The sequence below is a fragment of the Rhodospirillaceae bacterium genome (genome assembly GCA_018660465.1).
Classification (GTDB): domain Bacteria; phylum Pseudomonadota; class Alphaproteobacteria; order Rhodospirillales; family JABJKH01; genus JABJKH01.
On record JABJKH010000035.1, the window covers coordinates 1 to 24,367 of the forward strand.

Sequence of the window (24,367 nt, forward strand, 5' to 3'; positions counted from 1 at the left end):
CAATGGCTTTCGTTGGTGGTTTGACCAACTTGGCTATGACTTATGCCAGAACGTCAGTTGTTAAAAATCGTGATGACATTGACAATTTGAAGGCGGGTGCAAAACTCGGTGGCCAACGGCCTCATCACAGATTTGACCTCTTGAGTCGTGTTAGCTTGGACCTGATAGGTGCCAAATATAACTACACGACCGGCTTTAAGGGCTCCAAAAAAGTTTATAACTCTGTGCTGCGTGGCGAACTAGATATGCAGACAGTGGGCCTAAACGTGTTCTCCAGTTATGCAGTTGATGCATTGGTTAAGCCTGGTAAGGCGACTGCATTGTGGTATCACCCAACGCCAAATGCGGCTGGCGGCTATAACAACTTGGATCACATCTTTGGCGACGTGCCGAGCTTCCCCAATTTCTATAAGAAACACACGGGCAAAGCGATGTCAGGTAAGCTGGCCAATCTTTATCAGTGGATGGTGCGGACACTTAATGGCGTAAGCTACGTTTCTTTGATGCCTCCGGGAACACCGAAGGCGGCCTTGGATGCGCTTCAACCGGCATTTGCCAAAGTGGTAAAAGTTGAAAAGTATCGTAAAGACCAAAAGAAGAAGTTTGGTTTCGTCCTGCCTTATGTTGATCCAGCAGGAGGAAAAGCGATTACAGGTATGCTGAGTGGAATTGATCCCACAATTTTGGCACATCTAAATAAATACATCAGCGAAGGCAAAAAGCGCGTCGTGAAGAAGAAAAAGAAGAAATAGAACGGTCTCTATAGACAAGACCTGCTGGCCCCGGCTTCTCGCCGGGGCCAGTTTTCTTTAAAGAATTAGTGAAAATTTATTTTATTAGGAAGAGTAAACGATGATTGATGCCATGTGGACAGGGCTGGTTTTGATCTTTCAGTGGCCAGCCCTCGGTTATTTGTTCCTTGGCGTCTTTATCGGCATGTGGATGGGTGCTGTCCCTGGACTGGGCGGCGTTGTCGGTCTGGTTATCTTGCTGCCGTTTACATTTGGCATGGAGACGGTATCAGCGTTTGCTCTGCTGTTAGGCATGTACACGGTAACCTCGACATCCGACACAATTGCGTCGGTAATGTTAGGGATTCCTGGAACTGTTGCGTCACAAGCGACGATTCTGGATGGCTATCCCTTGGCCAAAAAGGGTCAAGCAGACAGAGCATTCGGTGCCGCCTTTACCGTGTCCGCATTTGGCGGGGTCTTTGGTGCTGCAATGATGGCGCTATCTCTCCCCATTCTTTTGCCTATTATTCTTTCGTTCGGTCTGCCTGAGTTTTTCATGTTGGCGGTTCTTGGCTTGGCTATGGTCGGGGCACTGGCCGGGCGATCTATTTCGAAGGGACTTGCCGTCGCCGTAATGGGGCTTTTGCTGACGACGGTTGGCGAAGCCGTGATGACCGGGGACGCCCGCTTTGCCTTCGACTCTGATTACCTTATCGGCGGCCTACCAATGATTGCGATCGTGCTGGGATTGTTCGGTGTCCCTGAGCTGATGGAAATGGCCGTCAAAGACACTTCTATCTCCCGTGTGCCGAAAGGTCAGCAAGAAGGTGGTGGAATGCGCCGGGGAATTCACGACGCTTTCGAACACTGGTGGTTGGCAGTCAGATGCGCGCTGATTGGAACCTATGTCGGCATGCTACCGGGACTTGGTTCGTCTGTCGTCGATTGGATTGCCTACGGCCACGCGGTTCAGAGTGCAAAGGACACGTCGAAATTTGGTACGGGTGATATCCGAGGCGTCATCGCTCCAGAATCTGCAAACAATGCGACCAAAGCAGGTGCATTAATCCCGACGGTTGCATTTGGTATTCCAGGAAGTCTTGGGACGGCAATCTTGTTGGGGGCGTTGGTCATTCAAGGATTGAAGCCTGGACCAGAGATGTTGACTACCAGTTTACACATCACATTTTCCATGGTCTGGGATATTGTTTTGGCAAATATTCTTGCGGCTGGCGTGTTGATGATTTGGAGCCGTCAAATCGCCAAAATAGCGTTCCTACCGGGCCATTCGGTGGTTCCCGGTGTTCTGGTCTTTATTTTAATGGGGGCATGGGTTGCGAATGCGTCCATCGGCGACTGGTGGGTTTGTCTTGTCTTTGGTGTCCTTGGCTACACGTTAAAGCAAGGCGGTTGGCCTCGCCCACCGTTGGTTCTCGCCTTGGTGTTGGGCAGCCTGATGGAAGAAAATCTTCATCTGAGCCTAGGTGTTTATGGCGGGATTGAGTGGCTGTGGGAACGGCCCATCGTCATCATTATTAATATCCTGATCCTAGCAACCCTGTATCTCGCTGCGAAAGGGATCATCAAGACAAAAGCTAAACCGGACGCATCAAAGGCAGACATCGCTGCTCAAGAACTAGCCGAAGGTGGCGCACGAAACCCCATGATTTCTCTACCGATCACGTTGATTGGTATCGGTGTATTCGTTTTTGCCCATTTTGAAGTTGCAACGTATGAATCCCAGGAAACTCGAGAATTTCCAGAAGTCGTACTCATGTTTGGTATCCCGTTAATGTTGCTCGTCCTCTTCCATGATGTTCGAGAAACAATTGCTGATGGGGCCCGGCACGGCTACGCCAAAGCCTGGGAAATTTCGGCGAAGAAGACTGATTTCAATAAATCGATGGCGTTTATGGGATACTTAGCCGCCATTCTTGCCGCCACCTATATCATTGGCCAACATGCGGCACTAACGATCTTCTGCTTTATTTATCTGATGCGATGGGGCGGTTATGGATGGAAGTTCTCGGCCATCTATTCGGCTATCGTTTTAACTTTTATCACGGTATTTTATGGCGAGGTCATGAACATGTTCTTCTACGAATCTTGGCTGTTTGGGTAACTACGATGGCTGGTTCTCAACCGTATTTCGAAGCGTGCCGATCTGGCTAATTTCGGCCTCCAGCCGGTCGCCAGATTTCAACCAAACCTGAGGATCGCGGGAACCGCCGGAGCCTGAGGGGCTTCCTGTGGCGATGATGTCGCCCGGTTCCAACCACGTCATTTGCGAAAAATATGAAATCAAAAAAGGGATATTGTAGATCATCATATCCGTGCTGCCTTCTTGCATAACAGCATCGTTGAGGCGGGTGGCGATAGTCAGCACACTTGGATCTGGAATTTCATCAGTGGTCACCATCCAAGGCCCTATGGAACCTGAGTGATAGAAATTTTTACCGGGCGCGTTCTGTGCACCGCGTTTTTGCCAGTCCCGGATAGACCCTTCATTAAGGATCGTATAGCCCGCGACATGGTTAAGCGCGTCCGCTTCAGAAATATTCCGACCGCGCGTGCCGATAACGACAGCAAGTTCAGTTTCAAAGTCTAACTCATCGGACACATCAGGTTTTTCGATGGCCTGTTCGTGCGCAGCAAAACTGCTCGCAACTCGAACAAACATACTCGGATGATTGAGAGGCTTTTTGATCTCTAATGTCGCGACGTAGTTTTTATAGTTTCTGCCGATGCAAAGAAATTTATCAGGTGCGGTAATTGGCAGTAGGAACTCGATATCATTGAGGTCGTGCTCAGGCGCATCGCCGCCGGAAATTTCCTTTACCTCGTCAAATGCCCCCGCGGCCAGAACCGCCTTAAGATCAGCCCATCTGTCAGAGGCAACGGCCCCAACATCAATGACTTTGGTTTCGTCAACCACGACGCCGTAGCTGGCTTTTCCATCAACCCTAAAACTTGCAAGTTTCATCGCCGCCTCCACTCAGCTAATTTAGTCTTTATCTTCATGCAAGGCTTGGAAGTGCTCAAAACGCGAGCGCCAAACGAAGTCCTTGTAGGCATGTTCGATGGCAGTGTGGACGAGCTGCGGGCGACCCCAGTTGAAATATTTCCAATCGTCGAATTTGGTTTTGGCATCTTCCATGCTGACGCCGCTGGTCACAAGCTCTGCGATGCGTTCCTGCAAAGTCACGAGGTAGTCGCGGTAGATCGCGATGCCTTCGGTTCCCACGCCGACGACAGGACTACCGTGCCCGGGTACGACTGTGTCGCAAGGGAAGTCCATAAGGCGATCTAAGATTGGCAGAATTCCTCCAAAGTCACATGTTTTGCAGCGGCCATGCATCCCGGAAAAAACCAGATCACCGGCATATAATAACTTCCGCTCTGGCAGATAGATGACCAAGTCGCCAGGGCTGTGCCCGTGCCCCATGTAAATCAATTCCATTCTCTCGCCGCCGGGTGTGAAGGTCGCGTGCTTCTCAATGCCAATGTGCGGGATCAATTCCTGAGGCGTGTCGATATCGCGGCCAAGTTCAGGGTTTCGGCCTCTCAGGTTATCGACCCAAACTTGGGCATTCATTTTTTTATGGATACTTGCGCGACATACTTCCGAGGCCAGAACCGTGGCCCCTTGGCGTCGAAAGAAATGGTTCATTGAAAAATGGTCGATGTCATCATGGGTATTGACGACATACTTGATGGGCGAAGGTTTGGTGACGTCGTTGATCGACTCCATCAGCGGCGCATAGTTCCGAATATATCCATCAATGAGGACCGAACCCTCAGGGGTTACGAGAATACCCTGATTGCCTTCCCCGCGCGGGCCAACTTGACAGTACGCATCATCCCCGAGTGCAACGAGGCCACCAATTTCTGGATCTATTGTCACATTCTTCTCCTCAGCAATATCTATATAATTTCGCAGAATTCCTTGAAATCTGGGCGCGGTAGTTTCTGGAACAAGCCACCCTCATCACCGTACCCTACATTGCATAAAAAATTAGATTTCAGGGTTGTGCCTTTAAAAAACTCTTCGTCTACAATGTTGTTATAAAAGCCCGAAATAGGTCCTACGTCCAGACCAATAGCACGTGTTGCGATCATAAAATACGCCCCTTGCAATGATCCATTTCGAAATGCGTCGGCGCTGGCCAGTTCCGGATTGTCTTCAAATAGATTTTTCATTTGTGGCGCGTGGGGAAAGAAACGCGGCAGGTTCTCATAAAATACCGAATCATAGGCAATGATGGCACAGGCGGGTGCGGTTAGAACTTTCTCTATGTTATTGCCGATCAAAGCGGGTTCTAACCGTTTTTTCGCTTCATCTGATCGCGCGAAGATCAGCCGCGTCGGGTGACCGTTGTTGGAGGTCGGGCCGGCAATCATCAGGCGATAGATGTCCTGAAGCTGCTCGTCGGTGACGTCTCGATCCTGCCAAGAATTGTGTGATCGAGCTTTTAGAAAAAGCAGGTTCAAGCCGTCCTCATCCAAACGGTCGACCTGTTGGCGCATTTCGCGAACTTCGCGTTGTGCGTGTTCTCGTGGATCAGACATGAAAGCTCCTGCAAAATATCCCGTTGGGTGCGAATAAAGTCGTGCTCCTCCATAATGTCAACTGAATAGGCCGACTATTGCTGTTGGCCCTATGCCCCATTCCCGGCATACTAACGTCTGCATTGAATTTTTTATTGATGGAGCTTCGACTTGCCCCGGACACTGGTGATCGACGACGACCCACAAACTGAGCCCTTGTTTCGCAAGCATTTATCCCGGCTTCGCGCGCAACGCCAAGATGAATTTATATTTGCCAATTCTGATAAAGAAGCGTTGGAAATTTTGGAAGCAGGCACAGAATTCGATATCGCATTGGTTGCCATTGATCGACAAGATATCAGCGGCATGGGCGTGTTTCAGCAGCTTAAGAACAGGTCTTTGCGGGTGCCACGGATTGCCTTGACGTCGGGTGAAAATTTGACCTTGATCCGCCGCGCCATGAACGACGGCGCAACCGACTTTTTGACCAAGCCTTTTTCATTTGCAGATTTCATTATGACCCTCAACCGGGTGACACGTGAGGTCGAACAGCGCCGCCGAAATTGGCGGGAGCGGGCGGAATTTTCGGCGCTCAGACGAGAAATTGACATTGCTGGTGACATTCAGCAGAAAATTTTGCCGCAACAGTATCCCGACCGACCAGGACTGGACATTCACGGTGGCATGCGTCCGGCCAAGCTGATGGGGGGCGACTTTTTCGATGTCTTCGATGTGGATGATGATCATATCGGGTTCGTCATCGCGGACGTTTCAGGAAAAGGCGTTCCGGCAGCCTTCTTCATGGCGGTCGCGCAAACCTTGCTGCGGTCCATCGCAACGGGAGGGACTGGCCCAGCCGAGAGTCTGGCATACGTAAACCGATTGTTGTGCGGCTACCATATCCCCGGCATGTTCGTGTCCGTGATTTATGGAACATTAAACCCATCCACTGGTGAAATTTGTTATGCCAATGGTGGCCATCAACCACCTTACGTAGGGAACGAAATTGGGGACCAACCCCGCTTGCTGGAAGGGGGCGGCGGCACGGTATTGGGAATTCTCGAAGACGTGGAATACTCGGAAGATACAGCTGTGTTGGCCCCTGGCGAATTCATATATTTATACACCGACGGCATTACCGAAGCTTTCAACACGGACCGGGTTCAGTTCTCCGAAGACCGTTTGGAACTAAGCCTCGCACGTCACGGCGGACAGGATGCAAAATCGTTGGTTGATGCCGTGGTTAGCGACGTCGAAGCCTTCAGCGCCCCCGCCGAACAACACGACGATATGACCAGCCTGACGGTACGGAGAATTTAATCACACGGTATGGTTTATTCCTTAGCGTCTAGGACCAGCTCGACTCTCCGGTTAATCGCTCGATTTTTTGGTGTGTCGTTCGGTGCAAGGGGCCGACTGTCTGCGTACCCGGTGGCGGTCATCCGGCTTGCGTCGATTTTCATATGCTCGATGAGGTAATGCACAACTGACGCTGCCCGGGCCGATGAAAGCTCCCAATTGGACCGGTATTTAAATGTTGAAATTGGTCGGTTATCTGTATGGCCAAAAACGGTAATATCACCTGTTGATTGAGGAAGATTTTGGGCGACTTTGTTGAGGGACTGTTTAAACTGTTCAGACAGTTCGACTTCGCCTATTGGAAAGGCTAGTTTTCCAGGAAATCGTACAATAATTTTTTCACCCTCTTGATGAAGGCTCACGGTGTTACTTTCTAGCTCTTTTGTTAGGGCGGATTTTAGCGTCTTTGTGACATCAGCCTGGTTCTCAGTTTTGTGTTTTGAAATTACTTTTTCCAGATCTACAGTAATTGAGGTCACGGGTTCCTGTTTCTCTTTTGGTTCGCTCTTAAGTATTGAGTCGGCTTTTTCCCGAGTTGTTTTGATGCCCTTTAACTCAATAAGACCCATCAGCCTAGTTTCGCGGTGCGTGCCAAATGCGTCTTTCATGGAGCCTGCCATCATGCGATAGCGCTGAGCATCCATTTCGGCGAAGCTCAGCATCAAAACGAACAGGCACATTAACAGCGACATCATGTCGGCAAACGTCACCATCCAGGTCGGTGCACCTGAGGGTTTCGAAGGTTCTTCTGGGACTGTATTGACAGTCATGCGGCCTCCGTGTCGACTTTTGGCTGCGCGTCTCCAACGCCTGCTTCTTCGTCATGTTTGTGGCGTTGGATGGTGGGCAGATAGGTTTCCAAGATACCCTCCAGAATCTTGGGGTTCTGTTTGGCGTAAATTTGCATGACGCCCTCGGTGATCAGGGACATCATCTGGCGTTCGTTCCTGGATTTAATTTCCAACTTATCGGCGATCGGAATGGCAACTAGGTTGGCGATCAATGCGCCATAGAGCGTCGTTAACAAGGCGATGGCCATGGCTGGCCCAATGGTTTTCGGGTCTTCCATATTGCTGAGCATCTGAACCAAGCCGACCAGCGTGCCGATCATGCCAAATGCAGGTGCGGATTCACCAATACCTCGAAAAATTGTTTCGCCTTCCTTGTGTCGGGCGATGGATTGCTCCATCTCACTGGTGAGCAATTTTTCGATCACCTCTCCGTCGTATCCATCGACACAGAGCTGAATTCCCTTGGCGAAGAATTCATTTTTTACCTCGGCACTTTCAAGCGCCAGGGTGCCGCCTTTTCGGACCATGCCAGCTAATTCAACCGCCAGATCAACCATTTCTTTGGGTGTTTCTTTTTCCGAAATGAAGGCGGCCTTCAGTCCCGTCTTTAAGGCGACGAAGACCCTTTTGATAGGGAACTTAATCAGAGTTGCGGCAAAGGTCCCGCAGACCACAATCAAAAAGCCGGACGCATTTAGAAAAACGTAAAAGTCGGACCCTGTTAAAATGGCGAGAGCAATGACCGAAATGCCAATTGCCAGTCCGAGGAGTGTTGCAATATCCATAATTGGGGCCCCTAGCCACAAAATTTCTTACAATCTATCCTTCGATCATACAGCGAGGGGGCTAGTCGCACTTTGACTCATGTCAAACGGGCAGTATTTGTTTTTTCGATAATTTTGAGGGAATTTGGCGCTAGCTGGATTCTGGTCCCGGGCCTTCGGCATGGAACCAGTAGATATCGCCTTCTATGGGGTCGCCGATGATATCAACCAGGGTTTCAGGATCAGTTTGGGAGACGGCTCGGTATCCCCATTCAGTTAATTGATCCCATGCCCATTGCAAGCTATCGCCTGCGCGTGTCAAGCTGTCGTCATTCAATTCAACCAAGATTGCGGGGTGTAATTTTCGGATCGAACTTTCGCCGCCCATCAGCACCCGAAGTTCCCAACCTTCGACGTCAATTTTAATAAAATCTAGTCGGTTGAGATTTTCTTTTTTGACCACATCGTCAATCGTGATGAGGGGGCATTCTTCTTCGAAAAAATCACCGGTCCAGCTGCTGTTGCCCAAAGTTGCGACGCCATACCGAAACGTGCCGGATTTCTTAAGAGGCGTTTTCAGGGTCAGAGTGCCGGGCGCATCGCTCAACCCGGCGTGGATCACCTTCACATGGCCGAGCCCGTTGGCAGAGATTACCCGGCGTAAGATAGAGCAGGAATAACTACTGGGTTCGAACGAAAAGATTTTTCCTTGCCGCGCGACCTTGGCAAACAATTTTGCATACTGTCCGCCATGGCCACCGACATCAAAAACAACGGCATCGTTGTCCAAAATTCTCCGCATGACCGGAAACAGATACTTATGATGCTGTTTGTAAATGCCTTTGAAGGCATGTGCGATATAAGACAGCTTGGCCCGAAACGGCAGATCAGCAAAACGGAATTGCGACATCGAAGCCCCGATTTCAAAGAATAATAAATGCGTCCCCGTGTAGCATTCTTAGGCTCATTTGGAAAAGGGTTATTCGGTTTGGCACAATCCTCTCTTCAACGTCCTTCGAGACGCACTCAAGAGAGCGCTCCTCAGGATGAAGTTGTTTATTTGTTTTGATGTCTTTTTAGGTGCTCACTTAACATCTTCTACCTTCATCCTGAGGCGTCGCGAAGCGACGGGACTCGAAGGACGCTCCCCACCCGCAACCCCTCCAACCTCTCCGATAAATCTTCAATCCTGTGCGCGACGATATGAGTAACAATACCTTGGCGTTGTAGGCGGCCGTGGATGCGGATCAGGCGGGCGCGGAGGACTTGGCGGCGGTAGGCTTCGAACTTATCCGCCCAGACGATGATATTGGCGACGCCGGTTTCGTCTTCCAGGGTCAGGAAGATGACCCCCTTGGCAGTGCCGGGGCGCTGACGGATCAGCACCAGCCCGGACACGATAACCCGCGTATCATCCGGGGTGCGCAACAGGTCCCCATTCGGAAGGACACCTTCGGATGTCAGATCGCGCCTCAGCAACGCCAGGGGGTGACACTTTAGAGATAGCTTTATGGTTGAGTAGTCCTCCATCACTTCTTCGCCCAAGGTCATGGTCGGCAAGGATACATCTGGCTCAGAAAATAGGTCATCATCTTTGAGGGTGCTGAAGAGGGGCAACGGTTTGTCGCCCAAGGGTTTGACCGCCCACAGGGCTTGCCGTCGATTGAGGTCAAGGGAGCCGAAAGCATCGGCCCGGGCTAAAGCTTCCAATGCGACCTTATTCACCCCCGCCCGCCGCCAGACAGCCACCGGGTCGGCATAGCCGTTGCCTCGTGCCGCCACGATCCAATCCGCATCGGTTTGGGCCAAGCCCTTGATCTGGCGAAAACCGAGCCTAAGGGCCCATCCGCCGGCAGGGTCTTTTGGATCATCGCCGAGTTCCAGGGCGCTGTCCCAATCTGAATGATTGATATCAGGCGGGCGGACTTGGACACCGTGGTCACGCAAGTCGCGGACGATTTGTGCCGGGGCATAGAACCCCATCGGCTGGCTGTTTAATAAAGCACAGGCGAACGCCGCCGGATAATGACGCTTCATCCAGGCAGAGACATAGACCAACAGGGCAAAACTGGCAGCATGACTTTCGGGGAAACCGTAGTCGCCAAAGCCTTCGATTTGTTTGAAGCAGCGCGCGGCAAAGTCCGCATCATAGCCGCGACCCGTCATGCCGTTGATGAATTTTTCCTGAAAAGTATGGATCGTGCCGGTGTGCTTGAATGTTGCCATGGCGCGGCGCAGTTGATCGGCTTCAGACGGTGTGAACCCCGCCGCGACGACAGCGACTTTCATCGCCTGTTCTTGAAACAACGGCACACCTAAGGTTTTGCCCAGCACGCCCTTCAGTTCATCCGAGGGGAATGAAACCTGTTCCTCGCCATTACGGCGGCGCAGGTAGGGATGAACCATGTCACCTTGGATGGGGCCGGGGCGAACAATGGCGACTTCAATCACCAAATCATAAAAAGTTCGTGGTCGCATGCGCGGAAGGAAGGACATCTGTGCCCGACTTTCGACTTGGAAAACACCAATGCTATCAGCAACGCACAGCATGTCATAAACCGCAGGGTCCTCTGGCGGTACGGTGGCGAGACCGAAGGTTTTGCCATAGTGTCCGCGAATGAGCCCGAACCCCTTCCGCACGCAACTCAGCATGCCGAGTCCCAACACATCGACCTTGAGAATGCCCAGGTCATCGAGATCGTTCTTATCCCATTGAATGACGGTGCGGTCCTCCATGGAGGCATTTTCCACTGGCGTCACTTCATCCAATCGCCCCCGGGTTATGACCATGCCGCCGACATGTTGCGACAGGTGGCGGGGGAAGCCGATTAGCTCCAAGGTGAGATCAAGGGTGCGTCGTAAATTAGATTCGTCCGGGTCCAGGCCAAGCTCGCGAATACGATCATCACCCAGACCGTCTTTCGACGATCGCCAGTTCTGATTGGCCAAGGCCGCCACCAAGTCTTGGCTCAATCCCATTACCTTGCCGACTTCACGAACCGCACGGCGGGATCGGTAGTGAATGATGGTCGCGGTCATGCCGGCTCGGTCGCGGCCATATTTCTCATAGATATATTGCAGCACTTCTTCGCGGCGTTCGTGTTCGAAGTCGACGTCGATGTCAGGCGGCTCGTCACGGGCGTCTGAAATAAAGCGTTCGAACAGAAGGTCCAGTCGGTCTGGGTCAACTGCCGTGATCCCCAACACGAAACATACCGCCGAGTTCGCTGCCGAGCCCCGGCCTTGGCAGAGGATGTCACGGCTGCGAGCGAACTTCACAAGATCATGAACGGTCAAAAAATAAGGCGCGTAGTTCAAGCGATTGATCAGCTCCAATTCATGCTCAATCTGTGCTTTGACTTTGCCCGGCAAGCGGTGGGGATACCGCTCCTGTGCTCCTTGCCAAGTGAGATGAATAAGTTCTTCTTGCGGCGCGCGACCATCGGTCGTGATTTCATCAGGGTATTCGTAGCGCAGTTCATCCAGGTTAAAGGTGCAGCGTTCAGCGATCTCAAGGGTGCGCACAAGGGCGTCTGGATAGGACTGAAACAGCTGCGCCATTTCGTCCTGTCCCTTGATGTGGCGTTCAGCGTTTTTCAGTACCCGCGTGCCCGCTTCAGCCAGGGTGCAGCCTTCGCGAATACACGTCATCACATCGGCCAGCGGTCGGCGCTCTGGGATATGCATCAGCACATCGTTGGTTGCGACCAAGGGAACGCCGCAGCGATCTGCCAGCCAAGCCAGTGTGCGCACTTGCGCATCATCATCGCCTCGGGACAGATGCTGTGCTGCCAGATAGACATCGCCTGGGAAGGCGCGTCGCCAAGCTTGGAGTTGGCCTTCGAAGGCAAGGTCTGGGACTTCGGGAGGCAAGACGATCAGCACCATGCCTTGGGCAGCATCCATCACGTCGCGTCGATAAAGTTCGCAATCGCCTTTTGCTGCCCGACGTCTTCCCAGGGTGATCAATCGGGACAGGCGACCATAGGCGGCGCGGTCCATGGGCAGGGCAAGCAGACTTGCTCCATCCCGTAAATCCAAACGTGCCCCGACGACCAGCGTCAACCCAGCTTCCTTCGCCGCGACATGGGCCCGGACCACGCCGCTAAGACTGTTCCGGTCGGTGATGGCGATGGCTTTGAGCCCAAGAGCCGCCGCCTGGAACACTAATTCATCAGGGTGAGATGCCCCTTCAAGAAAGGTGAAATTGGAGGTGACCTGTAATTCGGCGTAGTCGGTCACGAGAACAAGCCATGCAGGAACCATCTCTGGGCGGCGTCTTGGTACAGCCAGAAGCGTTGGCCCGTTGCATCTTCCACCCGCCAGTAATCTCGTGTTTCCATCTCTCTGCCGCGCCACCATTCAGGCGCAATACGTTCGGGGCCTTCGGCGCGGCGGATCAGGTGGTCGCGGCGGCTCCAGTGGAAATGGGTTGGAGGCGTGATGAATCCTGGGACGGCGACAGCATTAATCGGTTGAGGCGGGCGCAGCAGACGAAGCGGGCGGGGCGGCAGGATGGGCCAAGAATGCGGAGAAGGCCTGCGTGTTTTTTGCTGCGAACGTCCCGGTTGATGGCTTTCGAAGGGGGCCATGGCATAAACGTTATGTGTGCCTAATCGATTGCTAAGTCGGTCTATCAGTTGGGCATGGGCGTTATGGGCATGATCGTTTCTACTGGGTGTGAGCGTTCTTTGTTGGGCTTCTATTCGTTCTGTAAGGGGGGCGGAGAGGACCATGGCTTCAATCCCAAATCCAGGGTTAAAGTTTCCCAGATTCTCCTGGAACAGGCGGGCAAGGTGATCAGGATCATGAGCGGCAGTCGCAGTGCCAATGGCTTCCGTCTGTGTTGTGCTATCGACCCGGTGGATGGTTAGCTCTAATCGGCGGCAGCCGCGTGCTTCCTTTTTAAACCGGGTACATAGCGCAGCCAATAATCGTTCCAATGCACCTTCGATCCCGGCGCGATGGGCAATGGGCTCGGGGAAGGCGAGGCGGGTTCTGTACGGTTTTTTTTGAGGTAATGGAGAGATTGCTTCAGGTCGGTGTCCTAAGGCTTGATCCAGGCGGGCAATGAGATGGTCTCGGAAACGGGCGGTGATGGCGGCGCGGGGCAGGGGCATCAAATCGCCAATGCGTCGGAGCCCAAGGCGGTCTAGTTCTGCAATGGTTTTGGTCGGCAATCGTAGGGCTCGAACAGGCAGGGGGGTAAGCGCCTTCTTTTCATACTCTGGCGGAACAATGCTGCCATTAGAACCGAAGTGGCAAAGTGCCCAGGCAGCCCCCGGCGTTCCAGCCAGTGCGGCGCGTGTTTGAAAGCCCAGGCGCTCGGCCCCTGCAATAAGCTTGTTTAGTAAAGATCGTTCGCCCCCCAACAAGTGAGCGCATCCGCTGATATCCAGCCAGAGACCCTGTTCATCATCAATTCCCACATGAGGCGTGAAACGGTGGCACCAGCGGGCCAGACGTCGCAAAAGCTTGGCGTTAGCCGGAATGTCATCTGCTCGGGTCACCAATCCAGGCAGCACGGCGCGGGCGTCGGCCAAGGTCATGCCGATGTGCACGCCAGATTGCTCCGCCGTTTGGTTCGTATTTACGACGAACAGACGACCTTGGGCTTCGCGGGTGACCGCCATGGGAATATCCAGGGGGGTGTTCGTTCGAAGCGAGGGATCACGCCGCGCTATTCTGTCGGTCGCCAATCTGGGAAACCAGATGGAGATAATGCGTCTTTTCATGCCCCATATCTTTCTTATTTATTTGCTTGTCTGGTGGCCAAAGAACATCCCAAGTCCCTGCACCGCCGTTTCGGGACCGGGTTAATTCCAACCGCCATGCGCCTCCCCAAGGTGAATCTCTATCGGGAGAGGGGATCGCGCTCACTTGCCAGCGGGTGGTGCAAGCGTTGGGAGCTAAATTTCGTTGGCCCAAAATCAGCCCCGTCGCCCCTTCCGTTCCTGCCGTTAGTTGCAGCCGTCGGCTCGCGGTCAGGTCCAAGGGGCGAGACGGCTCCCCAATCACCAACGCAGCAGCCCCCGACTTCAATCCTTCTTCCATCGCCCACAGCATATCTTTCAGCGTTTTGCAGCAGGCGATGGTTAGTCGTTCTGTGGCGACTCCCATCCCGGCCAGTCCAGGCGCAAAGGGATGGCGAGCTTGTTTGCCATCGACACACCACAGCACGGGCTCTTTAAGCTGTGTCGTGAATTGCGTCGCTAACATTGCCGCGAAGCCATCCGCGGCCGTGCCTGCAACCTCATGCAAACACCCAAGCGGCAAGCCGTTCCCGAGTGTTTGGTCTATGGCATCACCGTCCAAGGACAATGAAGAGGGCACGCCATCCTTGCTGCCCCGCTCAAGGGCGGAAATTTGGGTTTTTAGGGCACTCACTTCCGGCCCTGGGGTGTCCAACATCCTCCTGCTCCCAGATTTTGTTCTTGTTTTGTTCTAATGCTTGAACAAAAAGGAGTCAAGTTTAGGGTCGCCCAAGGTCGCCGAGAGTTTATTTAGGAGTATGCAACACCGACTTCGCCATTGATGTAGCCATTACAGAAGGTTGCATCACTGGCCATGGCTGTAAGGCGGGCACTCACTTCCGTGGTCTCCATACGGCCATCGGCGACAGCGCGGAAGGTTTCCGCCACGGCGACCATGTCCATGCTCGCGTGTGGCGATAGGCGAAAGCGGTGAATTCCTGAAGCCCTCAATTCTGGAATTGAGGCGCTCAGGTCTGCATAGGCATGCGACAGAGTCTGCACGCCATTGACGGCCAAGAAGGGCTCACCATCAAGAGTTTCGACAGCCATGCCATCAGGGTCCTGAGAGCAGACGAACTGACAACTGTCTTTGTGCAGGCTATGGGAACGGGCATGATAACAGCGTGCTGAAATCGCTAACGGCAGGCGGCCGAAGACCAGTACTTCCAACTGAACAGGACTATCTTTGGCAAGTATCGTGAGAGCCTGCTGGCTCAGTTCAACCGGCAGGCACACCGTTTTTGCACCGTTGTTGGCGAGATAGGAGAGGGTGCCTTCGTTGTAGACGTTGACGTAGGGACCGACGGCATGGGGCCTGCCAGCTAGCAATGCCGTTGCCGAGATGTCATTGGCCTCAATCATGATGTTCGAATCATCCATAGCCGCAGCCGAGCGAATGCTTGCCATCTCACGCTTGTTCATGATCAGCGCCAGGGTGGATAAAACAACGCGCTTATCAGCCTTTTGCAGGCGTTCAATGACCTCAGGCAGATATTGATCGTAGAAAGGCGCACGCTTGGAGCACACCACCTCACCGACAAAGACCTCGTCAACGTCGGCCTCATCAGCGGTGCGAAAATAGAAATCCCGCCAGACCTCTGGCGTCCAGTGGAATAACACTGGGCCCATCACCAAAGCTGTCATCTCGTTCCCCTTATCGCCAGGTTTTATCATAGGCCCCGGAGGTCTTTCGTTGCCCCTCTGCAATGGCTGTTAGGTCCGAAGCCTCCACCATGCCATCTGCCAGCGAGTCGACAGCATGACGAAAGGATGAAACAACCTCGGCAATGTAGGCTTTGCCCCGTTGGCGGCCTTCGATCTTTAGCCCAGTTACACCTGCAGCTGTCAGTTCCGGCAAGATAGAGGCCGCATTCAGGCTGACCGGGTCTTCGAATAAATAAGAGGCAGTGCCCCGCGCAACGAAACGGCCTTTACACAAAGTCGGATAGCCGGCGGGTTCATCTGCTTCAAAGGCGTTGATGGTGAAGTCACCCAAGCGCGATACCATGCGGTCACCATCTTCTTCATAGCGCACAGCACAGGCCGGCGAACAAACACCGTTGGTGTTGGGAGACTGGCCCGTAACATAAGACGATAGCGCACAGCGGCCTTCAGCCATCACGCACAGGCCGCCGAACACAAAGACTTCGGTCTCGACAGATATTTCCTTATTCAGGGCAGCAATCTCAGCAACACTAAGAACACGCGGCAGCACCACCCGTTTAATATTAAAAGCCTGTTGGTAGAAATGGATGGTCTCTGGATTTGACGCAGCGGCCTGGACCGATAGATGCAGGCGCAAGCCAGGGTGTTTGTGAGCCGCGTAATCGAGCAATCCAATGTCGGCTAAGATCACGGCATCAACTCCCAATCCCGCGCCGTCATCTACTGCTAAGTGCCAGGGCTCCGGGTTTCCCGCCGTAGGAAAAGTGTTAATGGCCAGATAAATTTCACAATTCCTGGCGTGGGCATAGGCGATGCCTTGTTCCAATTCAGGTCGGCTGAAATTCAGGCCCGGGAAATTACGTGCGTTGGTCTGGTCGCGAAATCCGAGATATACGACATCAGCACCGTTATCGACCGCGGTTCTCAACGCGGCAGGTGTTCCTGCGGGACATACAAGTTCAAGAGTATTTATCATTGCACCTTGGTATTAGGGGTTTGCGAGGAGGCTCTGAGCAATTCAAGATCGTCGCGTAGACGTGCATAAATTCTGCCGCCTAAGCCCAGGGCTTGGCGTGCCGGAGGGGCAAATGCGCCTAAGGACTCGAGTATATCGTCGATCAGATTGATGCCCGCATCATCAATTGCGTTTCGTAGCGCAACCACCGCCTCGGTATCTCCTTCGATCTTTAAGGCCCGTGAAAAGAACAGCGCATCGCCATCCAGGCGACCTTCCATCAGATCGATCAAAGTGAGAAGGGGCCCTCGTATCACTGCTGTGACCTCTTTGGTTGCCTTGCGGCCCGCAGTTAATCTGGGATGTTCAGGGGTTGCATCAAGCACAAATGCTAATGGTAAATCGACGGGGTCAATGAGGAAGGTTGGATCAGTCAGGTCGGATAGTCGTTCGAATAACCCAGGGTGGCGACGAAGAAGTACCGTAAAAATTTTGTTTAGAAAGGGCTGTAACAGTGCGGGCGGTAGTGGTCTGGCAACAATACCGGCGAGTAAAATTGGAGAGAACGGAGGCGGATTTTTATACGTAGGGAACACGGTGTGACTCTATCCAACAGCTATATGAGCCTATTGGGTAACACGAAGGCTGCATATTGAATTTGATCTGGATCAATAGAGCCAAAAAAAGAGGCGGCCCGAAGACCGCCTCTTTCAGAATGTAGGTTCGAAAAATTCCGTTATTTGACTGGATAGTCAACCGGGAATTTGTGACCCAATTCTTTTTGGTACTTGATATAGGCCTTCATAATTCTGCCCATATTAATACCTTTCTTTTTCGAAACAGCCGCGGCCCGTTCACCCGGCCAGTTTTTCAGGCGATTTGCCCAAGCAACTTTAGCGGCAGGGGCAATCGTCCGGATCTTAATTCCAGCACCCTTTAGCTTATCGATCCCCCAGTCGTGATCATTCTGGGCTGCAATCAGTGACTTGGTTTCATAGACACGAGCAACTTCGTCGATAATCTTGACGACTTCCTTCGGCAATTTCTTGCGGACCTTAAGTCCCATGGTCAAGGAAATCTGCGTCACCGCACCAAAATCAGTAACGGTGTAGGTGCCGCCCTTGGTTGCCTGATGAAGCTTCAGTTTGAAATCCGTATCCGGGAACAACACGATACCTGCACCAACGCCAGTTTGTAGCTGCTGGGCAGCTTTCGGAATGGTCGTCCGAACAGGAATTGCACCCTTTACCCAAGGCAGGTTCGGGCCAGCGGCCAGAATCTTTTTGCCCTTAAGCTGTTCAAACTTGGTCCAATCAAACTTGGTCAACAGACCGTAGTTGTTAAACCCGGAAAGCGCGATCAACTTTTGCTTATAGCGTTTTTCGTAATCCTGCTGAATTGCGGGGAATTCATCGACAACGCGGCGAAATGATTTGAGTGCCTTAACTGCATCGGGCTCGCCAAACGGCACGTAGTAGCCCAAGTTCATGGCCATGGCTTTATCGTCATCGAAGCAGACGCACCATCCACCGATGTCCAATCTACCGTCCTGAACACCTTCCAAGGTGTCAAAAACTTTTACGACCTTACCGAAGTAGTGCTGCTGAAACTTCAATTTGTATTTCGTTTCTGCTGCAACACGCTTAACAACGTCAGGCGCAAATTGCGTCTTCATAAACTTCGTGTAGGTCAGAAAGTCCGGATGACCCGAGCCCATACGCAACGTGATGTTGTTGCCGTCCATTTTAAGAGCTTCCGCGGTGTTGCCAAACGCAAACATAAGCGCTGCTGCAGCAACCCCAACCAAGCCAATTTTATTCATCGTACGTTTCACTGTTTTTACCTCCCAATAAAATTATTAGCTAGCTGCTAATTTTCGTGCCAAATCCTAGGGTGTCAGTCTTTCAAATGCAAGTTGCTCATAGTCCATTCACATTAAGTTGAGGGCACACTCACATTAAATCGAGGACATTATTGTGGCAAAAAAAGGCAACACCGTGGCAGGGTTTAGAGGCTCTAATGAACCTTGGGGGAAACGAAATAGTCTGATCGGCTGGCGGAACGAACTTGGACCTGCATGGTTTCACCATCGCGGAGGATTTCCATCGGCACATCTACTCCAGCATCGCCGCTGGCCCATATGTAGCGATACATTTCGACCAATTCATTTACCGGCCTGCCGGCGATTTCTAAAATCAGATCGCCCGCTTCGATACCTGCTTTCTGGGCAGGTCCACCATTGGCCAGACCTCCAATCATTAGATGTTGGTTGACCTCTGCCGTCAGAATTCCCAACCAGGGCCGGGTCGGCCGGTTCGGTTTTCCATACATCAGAAGATCGTCCATGATGGGTGCCAGCAGATCAATGGGAACGACCATGTTGCCATTCATGGGTGTTTCATCGCCTTGGGCCTGTTGAACGAATAACGAGCCAATTCCCCGCAAGGTCCCATCCATGCCAATCATCGCGCCGCCGCCCCAATTGGGATGAGCCGGGTTGATGAAAATCGCCTTATCCAAGACGTATTCCCAATAACCAGCAAATTCACGGATTGAGACAATTTCGGCGGTCATTGAATTCTCGCGACCGCCACTGCCGGCAAAAACAACAGGTTCGCCTTCATACAATGATGAGGAACTGCCAATTTCCAGCGGCTTAATATCCAGACGGCCCATGGCTTGGACAAGTCCCAAACCGGTTTCCTGATCATAGCCGACGACATGGGCGGCACATGCCTTGCCATCGTTATCCACGACCCAAACAGCTTCTGCCTCGGTAATCAAATAACCAATGGTTAAAATCAGTCCATCGTCGCGGATCAGCACGCCATTACCTGCACGTTCGGTACCAAGAGTCTGCGCCGTGAAGGCGTTTTCCGGGGTGCGCGACGTCAGCGACACCACAGCCCCAAGGGTGCTAGCAAGGTCAAACGACACGTCCTCCTGTTTGGGCCGCGTCACGATGTCAAAATCTGGGCTATCAAATTCACTCATGGGGGAAATAATAATGCTTCATTGCGCGCTGGACAAATTATTATATTTTCTGTTCCTGTGAGGATGAAAAATTTAGGATACCCCAATGTACACACCCCCTGCCTACCGGCAAGAAGATCCAGCCGTTCTGCATGATCTGATTGATGAATTTGGCTTTGCGACCTTGGTGACGCTTGGACCTGAGGGCCCAACCGCAAATCATATACCAATGCTAATTGACCGGGGAGAAGGACCCTACGGCCGTTTGCGCGGTCATTTGTCCAAGGGCAACCCGCAATTTTTAGAAATGCGTTCGGAGGTTCCAGCGCTGGCGATATTCCAAGGTCCTCATACCTATGTGTCTCCCAACTGGTATCCGTCGAAACAGGAACACGGCAAGGTTGTACCGACCTGGAATTATGTTGCCGTGCACGCCACCGGGCCATTGACGGTGATAGAAGATGATGAGGGGTTGATGAGGATCATCGACGATCTGACCCGCAAGCATGAACAAAATTTTGAAAATCCTTGGAACATCTCTGATGCTCCAGACGACTATATCCAGCGCATGCTAAAAGGCATTATTGGTTTTGAAATTCAGATTGGAAAATTGGAAGGCAAATGGAAGATGAGCCAGAACAAACCCAAGATTGAAGATCGTCGGGGGGTGATTGAGGGTTTGAATGCAAGTGGAAACCTCGCCGATGGAGAGGTCGCTGCGATTATGAGTAAGATTTTAGAAGATTAACTTCGGAAATGGAGGGCGGTGAGAACCGACCGTAAAAAGGGTTAAGGGAGTTGGGGGATGGGGGAATTTAACCCTTGGGACATTTACGGTCGGTCGCTCACCTTCTGGGAAGCTGGTTAGGGCACCTCGTTATGGTGCGCACTATTATTTGAGGGTAAAAGCAGATGCGTGGGAGGTGACATGGCTGGAGTGGAGCCGCCAAGCATTACTTCTGTGAAATTTTTTAAGATCGTACGAGCATCACCGGCGACGTCTGAGACGTCGTTCGCAGCGTGCGACTGTTCTGTGTAACTAGGACTGGTAATGTACGTCATTCTGACGTCTCCCGAAACCAATCCCCCCAATAAAAATTGTAAACACCAAAGGTTGGCGCTTTTTGCGCCGTTGGGACGATTATACGGGCCGTTCGTTACCGAGTTGTTAAGAAGATGCTGAATCTTTGATGGGCGGGCCTTTTAATTCGACAGTATTGCCCTCGGGGTCGTTTAAATAGAGCGACGGGCCGTACCCCTTCGCGCCAAACCGGTCGCCAAAGCCCGTCGTTTCTACACCGTGAGATTTGAGATAGGCCTGAATGGCCTCGCCATCGAAGGGCTCCACCTGAAGGCAGAAATGATCCATGTTATGGGCTTCTGTACCTGGAAGGGCGCCTTTCTCGTTAGATAATCTTCCGCCGGGCGTCAGAATGTCGATTTGAGAATTTCCGGCACGAAGTTGTGTCAGGCCAATTTCAGGCCCTGTTTGGCGGTCAATGGTGCAGCCAAGGACATCGCAATAAAATCGGATTAATCGTTCTGAGTCATGGGCTCTGATGACGACATGATCAAGTCCTATGAGTTGAATGACAGAATCAGCCATGACCTTATGCCCACCTGCCCTGGACTATGCACGTCTCATTCTAGAGGCCGCGCCACCACCTGGGTTGCCTTTGCCGGTAAACAGGTGGCCCGAAGGCAATTGAGTAAAATCATCGGCATCCAGGGAAGGTTTTCCAAATAAGAAACCTTGGACGTAATCAATGCCGCATTCTTTGACGAAATTGAAATCAGTATCGTTTTCGATCCATTCGGCGATGGTCTCAACACCCATTTTTTCGCAAAGGTCAGCAAGTGCCGACAGGAAGGCTTTTCCTTTGTGCCATTTCTGAGCATTGGCAATGGCACTGCCGTCAAGCTTAACCACATCAACCTCAAGCGTGCTGAGGTATTGGAAGCTCGCCGCACCGGCGCCGAAGTCATCAAGACATACGTGATAGCCTTGTTTGCGGAGGCTTTGGATGAAGTCGTTGGCGGATTCAAGGTCACTCATGCGGGCTGATTCGGTAATTTCGAACATGAGCTTGTCTTTAAGCCAGATATTCTCGCGAAGCAGCTTATGGAGTGCGGTAACATATTCCGGTTTGTCGACGGAATTGCCCGATATATTGACGGCCACCCGATATTTGTCGCTGTTGCGGGGCTTGGTATTTAGCCATTCGACAACTTTATGAACCATGGCGATGTCGAATTCGTGAATTCGACCCGTTTCTTCAGCATACGTAATGGCTTCGTACGGAGATTCATCGAAATCATCCATATTGAAGCGGACCAGGGACTCGTAGTGATGAATCTCACCGGACTGAATGTTGATGATTGGGTGGAACACCGGTTTGAAATTATTATCCCCGATCGCTTTGTCGAACATGGTGTTATATTTGGCGGCTTCCGTCGCCAGGGACCCTAAGCTGTCACAGAGGCCCTGCATCGAAAAGTCCCGGCCTTCCGTCTTGCGGAATTTGTTAATCGTAAAGATCAGGCCCATGCCGATGTCTTCACTAGATGCATCGCTTTCAGCCACGTTGGTCGTCGCTGTTTCAACCGCAACGCCCTTGCCCAAGGGGTCGGACGCTTTCGAAATTGCGGTAATTTGAGCCTTTAAATCATCAATGTTTACGCCGGAGTCATGGACCAAACCAAAGCCGTCTTCACCGATTTTGGCAGCGGTATCTCCGCCGACAGAATGCTCTTTTAACTGCGATGAAATTTGGGAGACGAGATCTTTCCCGCCTTCTTTGCCAAGGCGTCCGGCAAGTTCATCGAGTTCGGGGACTTTGACCAAGGTGAAATTGGCATCTTCGCCTTTAGCACGGAGCTCGTTTAACTTTTCGGCGGCAATATCAGGAAAACTGTCTTCCGCCAGGAGGCCGGTTTTTTCGTCCCGGTTGATCGTAACCGGAGCCCCGGTCGCAACTGGCTGATCACCAATTTTCAGACAAAGGAAGTAATGGCCCTGCATGTCGCTATTTCTAAAACCGGCCACGGTAAAGACAGGAGTCGGGCCAGCTTTGCTTTTTAACCGAATCGATACACCTTCAACCCGGCGTTCATCCATACTCTTTAGTATACCCCTCCCAATCGGAACGTCATCGTCAGCAACCAGAGCATCAAAGGCGTTGCCGATCAAAGTTGTAGGTGCACGGCCAAATATGGCTTGTGTTGGACCTTCGGCAAAAACGACTTTAAATCCGGCATCCAGTTCAATCAGTAACTGTGCCCAGCAAAAAGAAAAGGCGAGGAAGCGGGTACGCTCAGCCTTTAATTTATCAATTTGTGATGTGTCATCGGCGACGTTTTGTACAGCTTCCATGGGTAATTCACATTCTTAAATACAGTTCACCACAAATACACACGGGGGTGAATCGGTTAATTTTTCATTAACCCATATTAATCCTATCTGCCCCTAGGACACAATCTAGTATTTTATTGGTTTGTGACCAATTTCGTCAGATTCCAAATTATTAGGTTATATCGTTCCGTTAATAAGGAAGTCATATATCTGATGGCTTCTTAGAGTGCCCCTCGCCGACTCGGCTTTGTATGTGTCGTTTAAAGGCTGGGAAATAATAAAAGGCACCTGACGTTCAGTCACCCCGCCATGGGTACGAAGTCGGTGGCCCTTAAGACCTTCCAGATCATGGGCGGCCTCTGTTGAACCGATGCAAGTGCCCTGTTCGCTGATCACAACAACATCGCCTTCACGGTCGGCCGGCAGGTCGAATTCGGCGCAGGCTTCGTCCTTAGTTAATGCCATAGAAACACCGGCTACTGTCTTCACAAAATTTAAAACTGCGGCGGGATCGGCACCGCCGACACACCAGACGCGAACAAATCCGCCAAGTGCACCATGATGGGCAACGAAGGGATCTGTAATCGGACAAACGACTTTGGTCGTGTCCGTGCCAAATTCGTCGTCCAAAAGGTCTTGCAGCCAAACCACATTAGGTGTGCCATCGTCCTGGGACTTGTCGCTCATGCCATGGTCAGCGATCAGGCCAACTGCCGCGCCCAAATCCGCCAGGCGACCAATACGGTCATCAATGTCACGGTAAAATTGATTGGCAGCGGCTTCGCCCGGAGCATATTTGTGCTGAATAAAATCAGTCAGCGAGAGGTAAAGGATATCCGGTTTTTGTTCCTCAAGCAGCTTAATGCCCGCGTCTAAGACAAACAGTGATAATTCAGCTGAGTACATATCAGGCAATGGCTGCCCGACCAGTTCGAGGACGTTCTCAACGCCATTTTCCGCTAACGTGCAGCGATCGGCAAATTGTGCTGAAAAGCACATGTTGCCATCGCCCAGGGGCATATTCTTTCCCAGTTGCTGACGCAGTTTATCTTTCGACGTGATGGCAACGACCTTCGCGCCAGCCTTGGCAAATTCGGCGAATATGGTTTCAGAGCGCAGAAGCTCTGGCCCGGTCATGACGACTTCTTCTTTCGTCGCAGCATCGTAATAGTAATTTCCGGAAATGCCGTGAACATTAGGCTCAGCACCCGTGGCAATGGACATGTTATTGGGGCAGGTGAAACTCGGCACGGTGCCTTGGGCGATCTTGTGAAAGCCTTCGTCCATAAAGCGCTTGATATTGGGAATGACACCGTCGCGTAGGCCGCTTTCAATATAAGTGGGATCACCACCGTCGATACAGACCACAACGGACGGCCTGTTCGGCCACTGATAGGTTACGCCATTTAGTTCTACGTTCCCGCCACGCGCCATCGATTCCTCCTGGATAAAAGTGCCTTAACCAATATCTTC

The 24,367-nt window shown here is 52.0% G+C and carries 21 protein-coding genes; 4 read left to right on the top strand and 17 right to left on the bottom strand.

Annotation, left to right across the window (positions count from 1 at the left end):
• Both HOM51_06195 and HOM51_06200 read left to right on the top strand, forming a co-directional pair.
• Positions 1-752, top strand: a 752-nt coding sequence (locus tag HOM51_06195) for a hypothetical protein (protein ID MBT5034096.1), incomplete at its 5' end; no start/stop codon positions are given.
• Between the two features lie 100 nt (positions 753-852).
• Entirely contained in the window at positions 853-2,856 is a 2,004-nt protein-coding gene (locus HOM51_06200; protein MBT5034097.1) for a tripartite tricarboxylate transporter permease, read from the top strand.
• Here HOM51_06200 and HOM51_06205 read toward each other — a convergent pair whose 3' ends face one another.
• Genes HOM51_06205 through HOM51_06215 form a run of 3 tightly spaced genes read right to left on the bottom strand, consistent with a single transcriptional unit; the run spans position 2,857 to position 5,303 of the window.
• A complete protein-coding gene (locus tag HOM51_06205; protein ID MBT5034098.1) occupies positions 2,857-3,717 on the bottom strand; it encodes a fumarylacetoacetate hydrolase family protein in 861 nt (286 codons plus the stop codon).
• Positions 3,718-3,738: 21 nt separating this feature from the next.
• Positions 3,739-4,638 (bottom strand): MBL fold metallo-hydrolase, encoded by a 900-nt coding sequence (locus tag HOM51_06210; GenBank protein ID MBT5034099.1) that lies wholly within the window; start codon positions 4,636-4,638, stop codon positions 3,739-3,741.
• A gap of 20 nt (positions 4,639-4,658) precedes the next feature.
• Positions 4,659-5,303: a malonic semialdehyde reductase gene (locus HOM51_06215; protein ID MBT5034100.1), complete on the bottom strand. Its 645-nt coding sequence runs from the start codon at positions 5,301-5,303 to the stop codon at positions 4,659-4,661.
• Positions 5,304-5,453: 150 nt separating this feature from the next.
• Here HOM51_06215 and HOM51_06220 point away from each other — a divergent pair, with 150 nt between their 5' ends.
• A complete protein-coding gene (locus tag HOM51_06220) occupies positions 5,454-6,602 on the top strand; it encodes a fused response regulator/phosphatase (protein MBT5034101.1) in 1,149 nt (382 codons plus the stop codon).
• 14 nt (positions 6,603-6,616) lie between these two features.
• Here the strand turns inward: HOM51_06220 and HOM51_06225 are convergent, their stop codons facing one another.
• From HOM51_06225 to HOM51_06275, 11 genes are all read right to left on the bottom strand, one after another.
• Entirely contained in the window at positions 6,617-7,411 is a 795-nt protein-coding gene (locus tag HOM51_06225) for an OmpA family protein (protein ID MBT5034102.1), read from the bottom strand.
• Entirely contained in the window at positions 7,408-8,217 is an 810-nt protein-coding gene (locus HOM51_06230; protein ID MBT5034103.1) for a flagellar motor protein PomA, read from the bottom strand. Before HOM51_06230 ends, HOM51_06225 begins: the two co-directional genes overlap by 4 nt.
• Before the next feature lie 130 nt (positions 8,218-8,347).
• Positions 8,348-9,106 (bottom strand): FkbM family methyltransferase, encoded by a 759-nt coding sequence (locus HOM51_06235; GenBank protein MBT5034104.1) that lies wholly within the window; start codon positions 9,104-9,106, stop codon positions 8,348-8,350.
• Between the two features lie 194 nt (positions 9,107-9,300).
• Positions 9,301-12,438: an error-prone DNA polymerase gene (locus HOM51_06240; GenBank protein MBT5034105.1), complete on the bottom strand. Its 3,138-nt coding sequence runs from the start codon at positions 12,436-12,438 to the stop codon at positions 9,301-9,303.
• Positions 12,435-13,931 carry a DNA polymerase Y family protein gene (locus HOM51_06245; GenBank protein MBT5034106.1) on the bottom strand — a complete coding sequence of 499 codons (1,497 nt, stop codon included), beginning with the start codon at positions 13,929-13,931 and terminating at the stop codon, positions 12,435-12,437. The genes HOM51_06240 and HOM51_06245 overlap by 4 nt, the downstream gene beginning before the upstream one ends.
• A complete protein-coding gene (locus tag HOM51_06250; GenBank protein ID MBT5034107.1) occupies positions 13,867-14,607 on the bottom strand; it encodes a damage-inducible protein in 741 nt (246 codons plus the stop codon). Before HOM51_06250 ends, HOM51_06245 begins: the two co-directional genes overlap by 65 nt.
• Before the next feature lie 92 nt (positions 14,608-14,699).
• Complete coding sequence (locus HOM51_06255) at positions 14,700-15,593, bottom strand: U32 family peptidase (protein MBT5034108.1); 894 nt, start codon at positions 15,591-15,593, stop codon at positions 14,700-14,702.
• Between the two features lie 10 nt (positions 15,594-15,603).
• Positions 15,604-16,590 carry a U32 family peptidase gene (locus tag HOM51_06260; protein MBT5034109.1) on the bottom strand — a complete coding sequence of 329 codons (987 nt, stop codon included), beginning with the start codon at positions 16,588-16,590 and terminating at the stop codon, positions 15,604-15,606.
• A complete protein-coding gene (locus tag HOM51_06265) occupies positions 16,587-17,165 on the bottom strand; it encodes a lipid carrier protein (protein MBT5034110.1) in 579 nt (192 codons plus the stop codon). Before HOM51_06265 ends, HOM51_06260 begins: the two co-directional genes overlap by 4 nt.
• A gap of 140 nt (positions 17,166-17,305) precedes the next feature.
• The gene (locus HOM51_06270) at positions 17,306-18,403 is read right to left on the bottom strand and encodes a hypothetical protein (GenBank protein MBT5034111.1); all 1,098 of its coding nucleotides are present in this window, start codon (positions 18,401-18,403) and stop codon (positions 17,306-17,308) included.
• Between the two features lie 182 nt (positions 18,404-18,585).
• Positions 18,586-19,563, bottom strand: coding sequence for a serine protease (locus HOM51_06275; protein MBT5034112.1), 978 nt, complete (start codon positions 19,561-19,563; stop codon positions 18,586-18,588).
• A gap of 85 nt (positions 19,564-19,648) precedes the next feature.
• On the opposite strand from HOM51_06275, the gene HOM51_06280 reads away from it, so the two are divergent.
• Positions 19,649-20,290, top strand: a complete 642-nt coding sequence (locus tag HOM51_06280) for an FMN-binding negative transcriptional regulator (protein ID MBT5034113.1) — start codon at positions 19,649-19,651, stop codon at positions 20,288-20,290.
• A 420-nt stretch (positions 20,291-20,710) separates the two neighbouring features.
• Here the strand turns inward: HOM51_06280 and HOM51_06285 are convergent, their stop codons facing one another.
• The 3 genes from HOM51_06285 to phnA form a co-directional block, all read right to left on the bottom strand.
• Positions 20,711-21,148, bottom strand: coding sequence for a VOC family protein (locus HOM51_06285; GenBank protein MBT5034114.1), 438 nt, complete (start codon positions 21,146-21,148; stop codon positions 20,711-20,713).
• A gap of 24 nt (positions 21,149-21,172) precedes the next feature.
• A complete protein-coding gene (locus tag HOM51_06290) occupies positions 21,173-22,915 on the bottom strand; it encodes an EAL domain-containing protein (GenBank protein MBT5034115.1) in 1,743 nt (580 codons plus the stop codon).
• Positions 22,916-23,071: 156 nt separating this feature from the next.
• Positions 23,072-24,328, bottom strand: a complete 1,257-nt coding sequence (gene phnA / locus HOM51_06295; GenBank protein MBT5034116.1) for a phosphonoacetate hydrolase — start codon at positions 24,326-24,328, stop codon at positions 23,072-23,074.
• Positions 24,329-24,367: the final 39 nt, after the last annotated feature.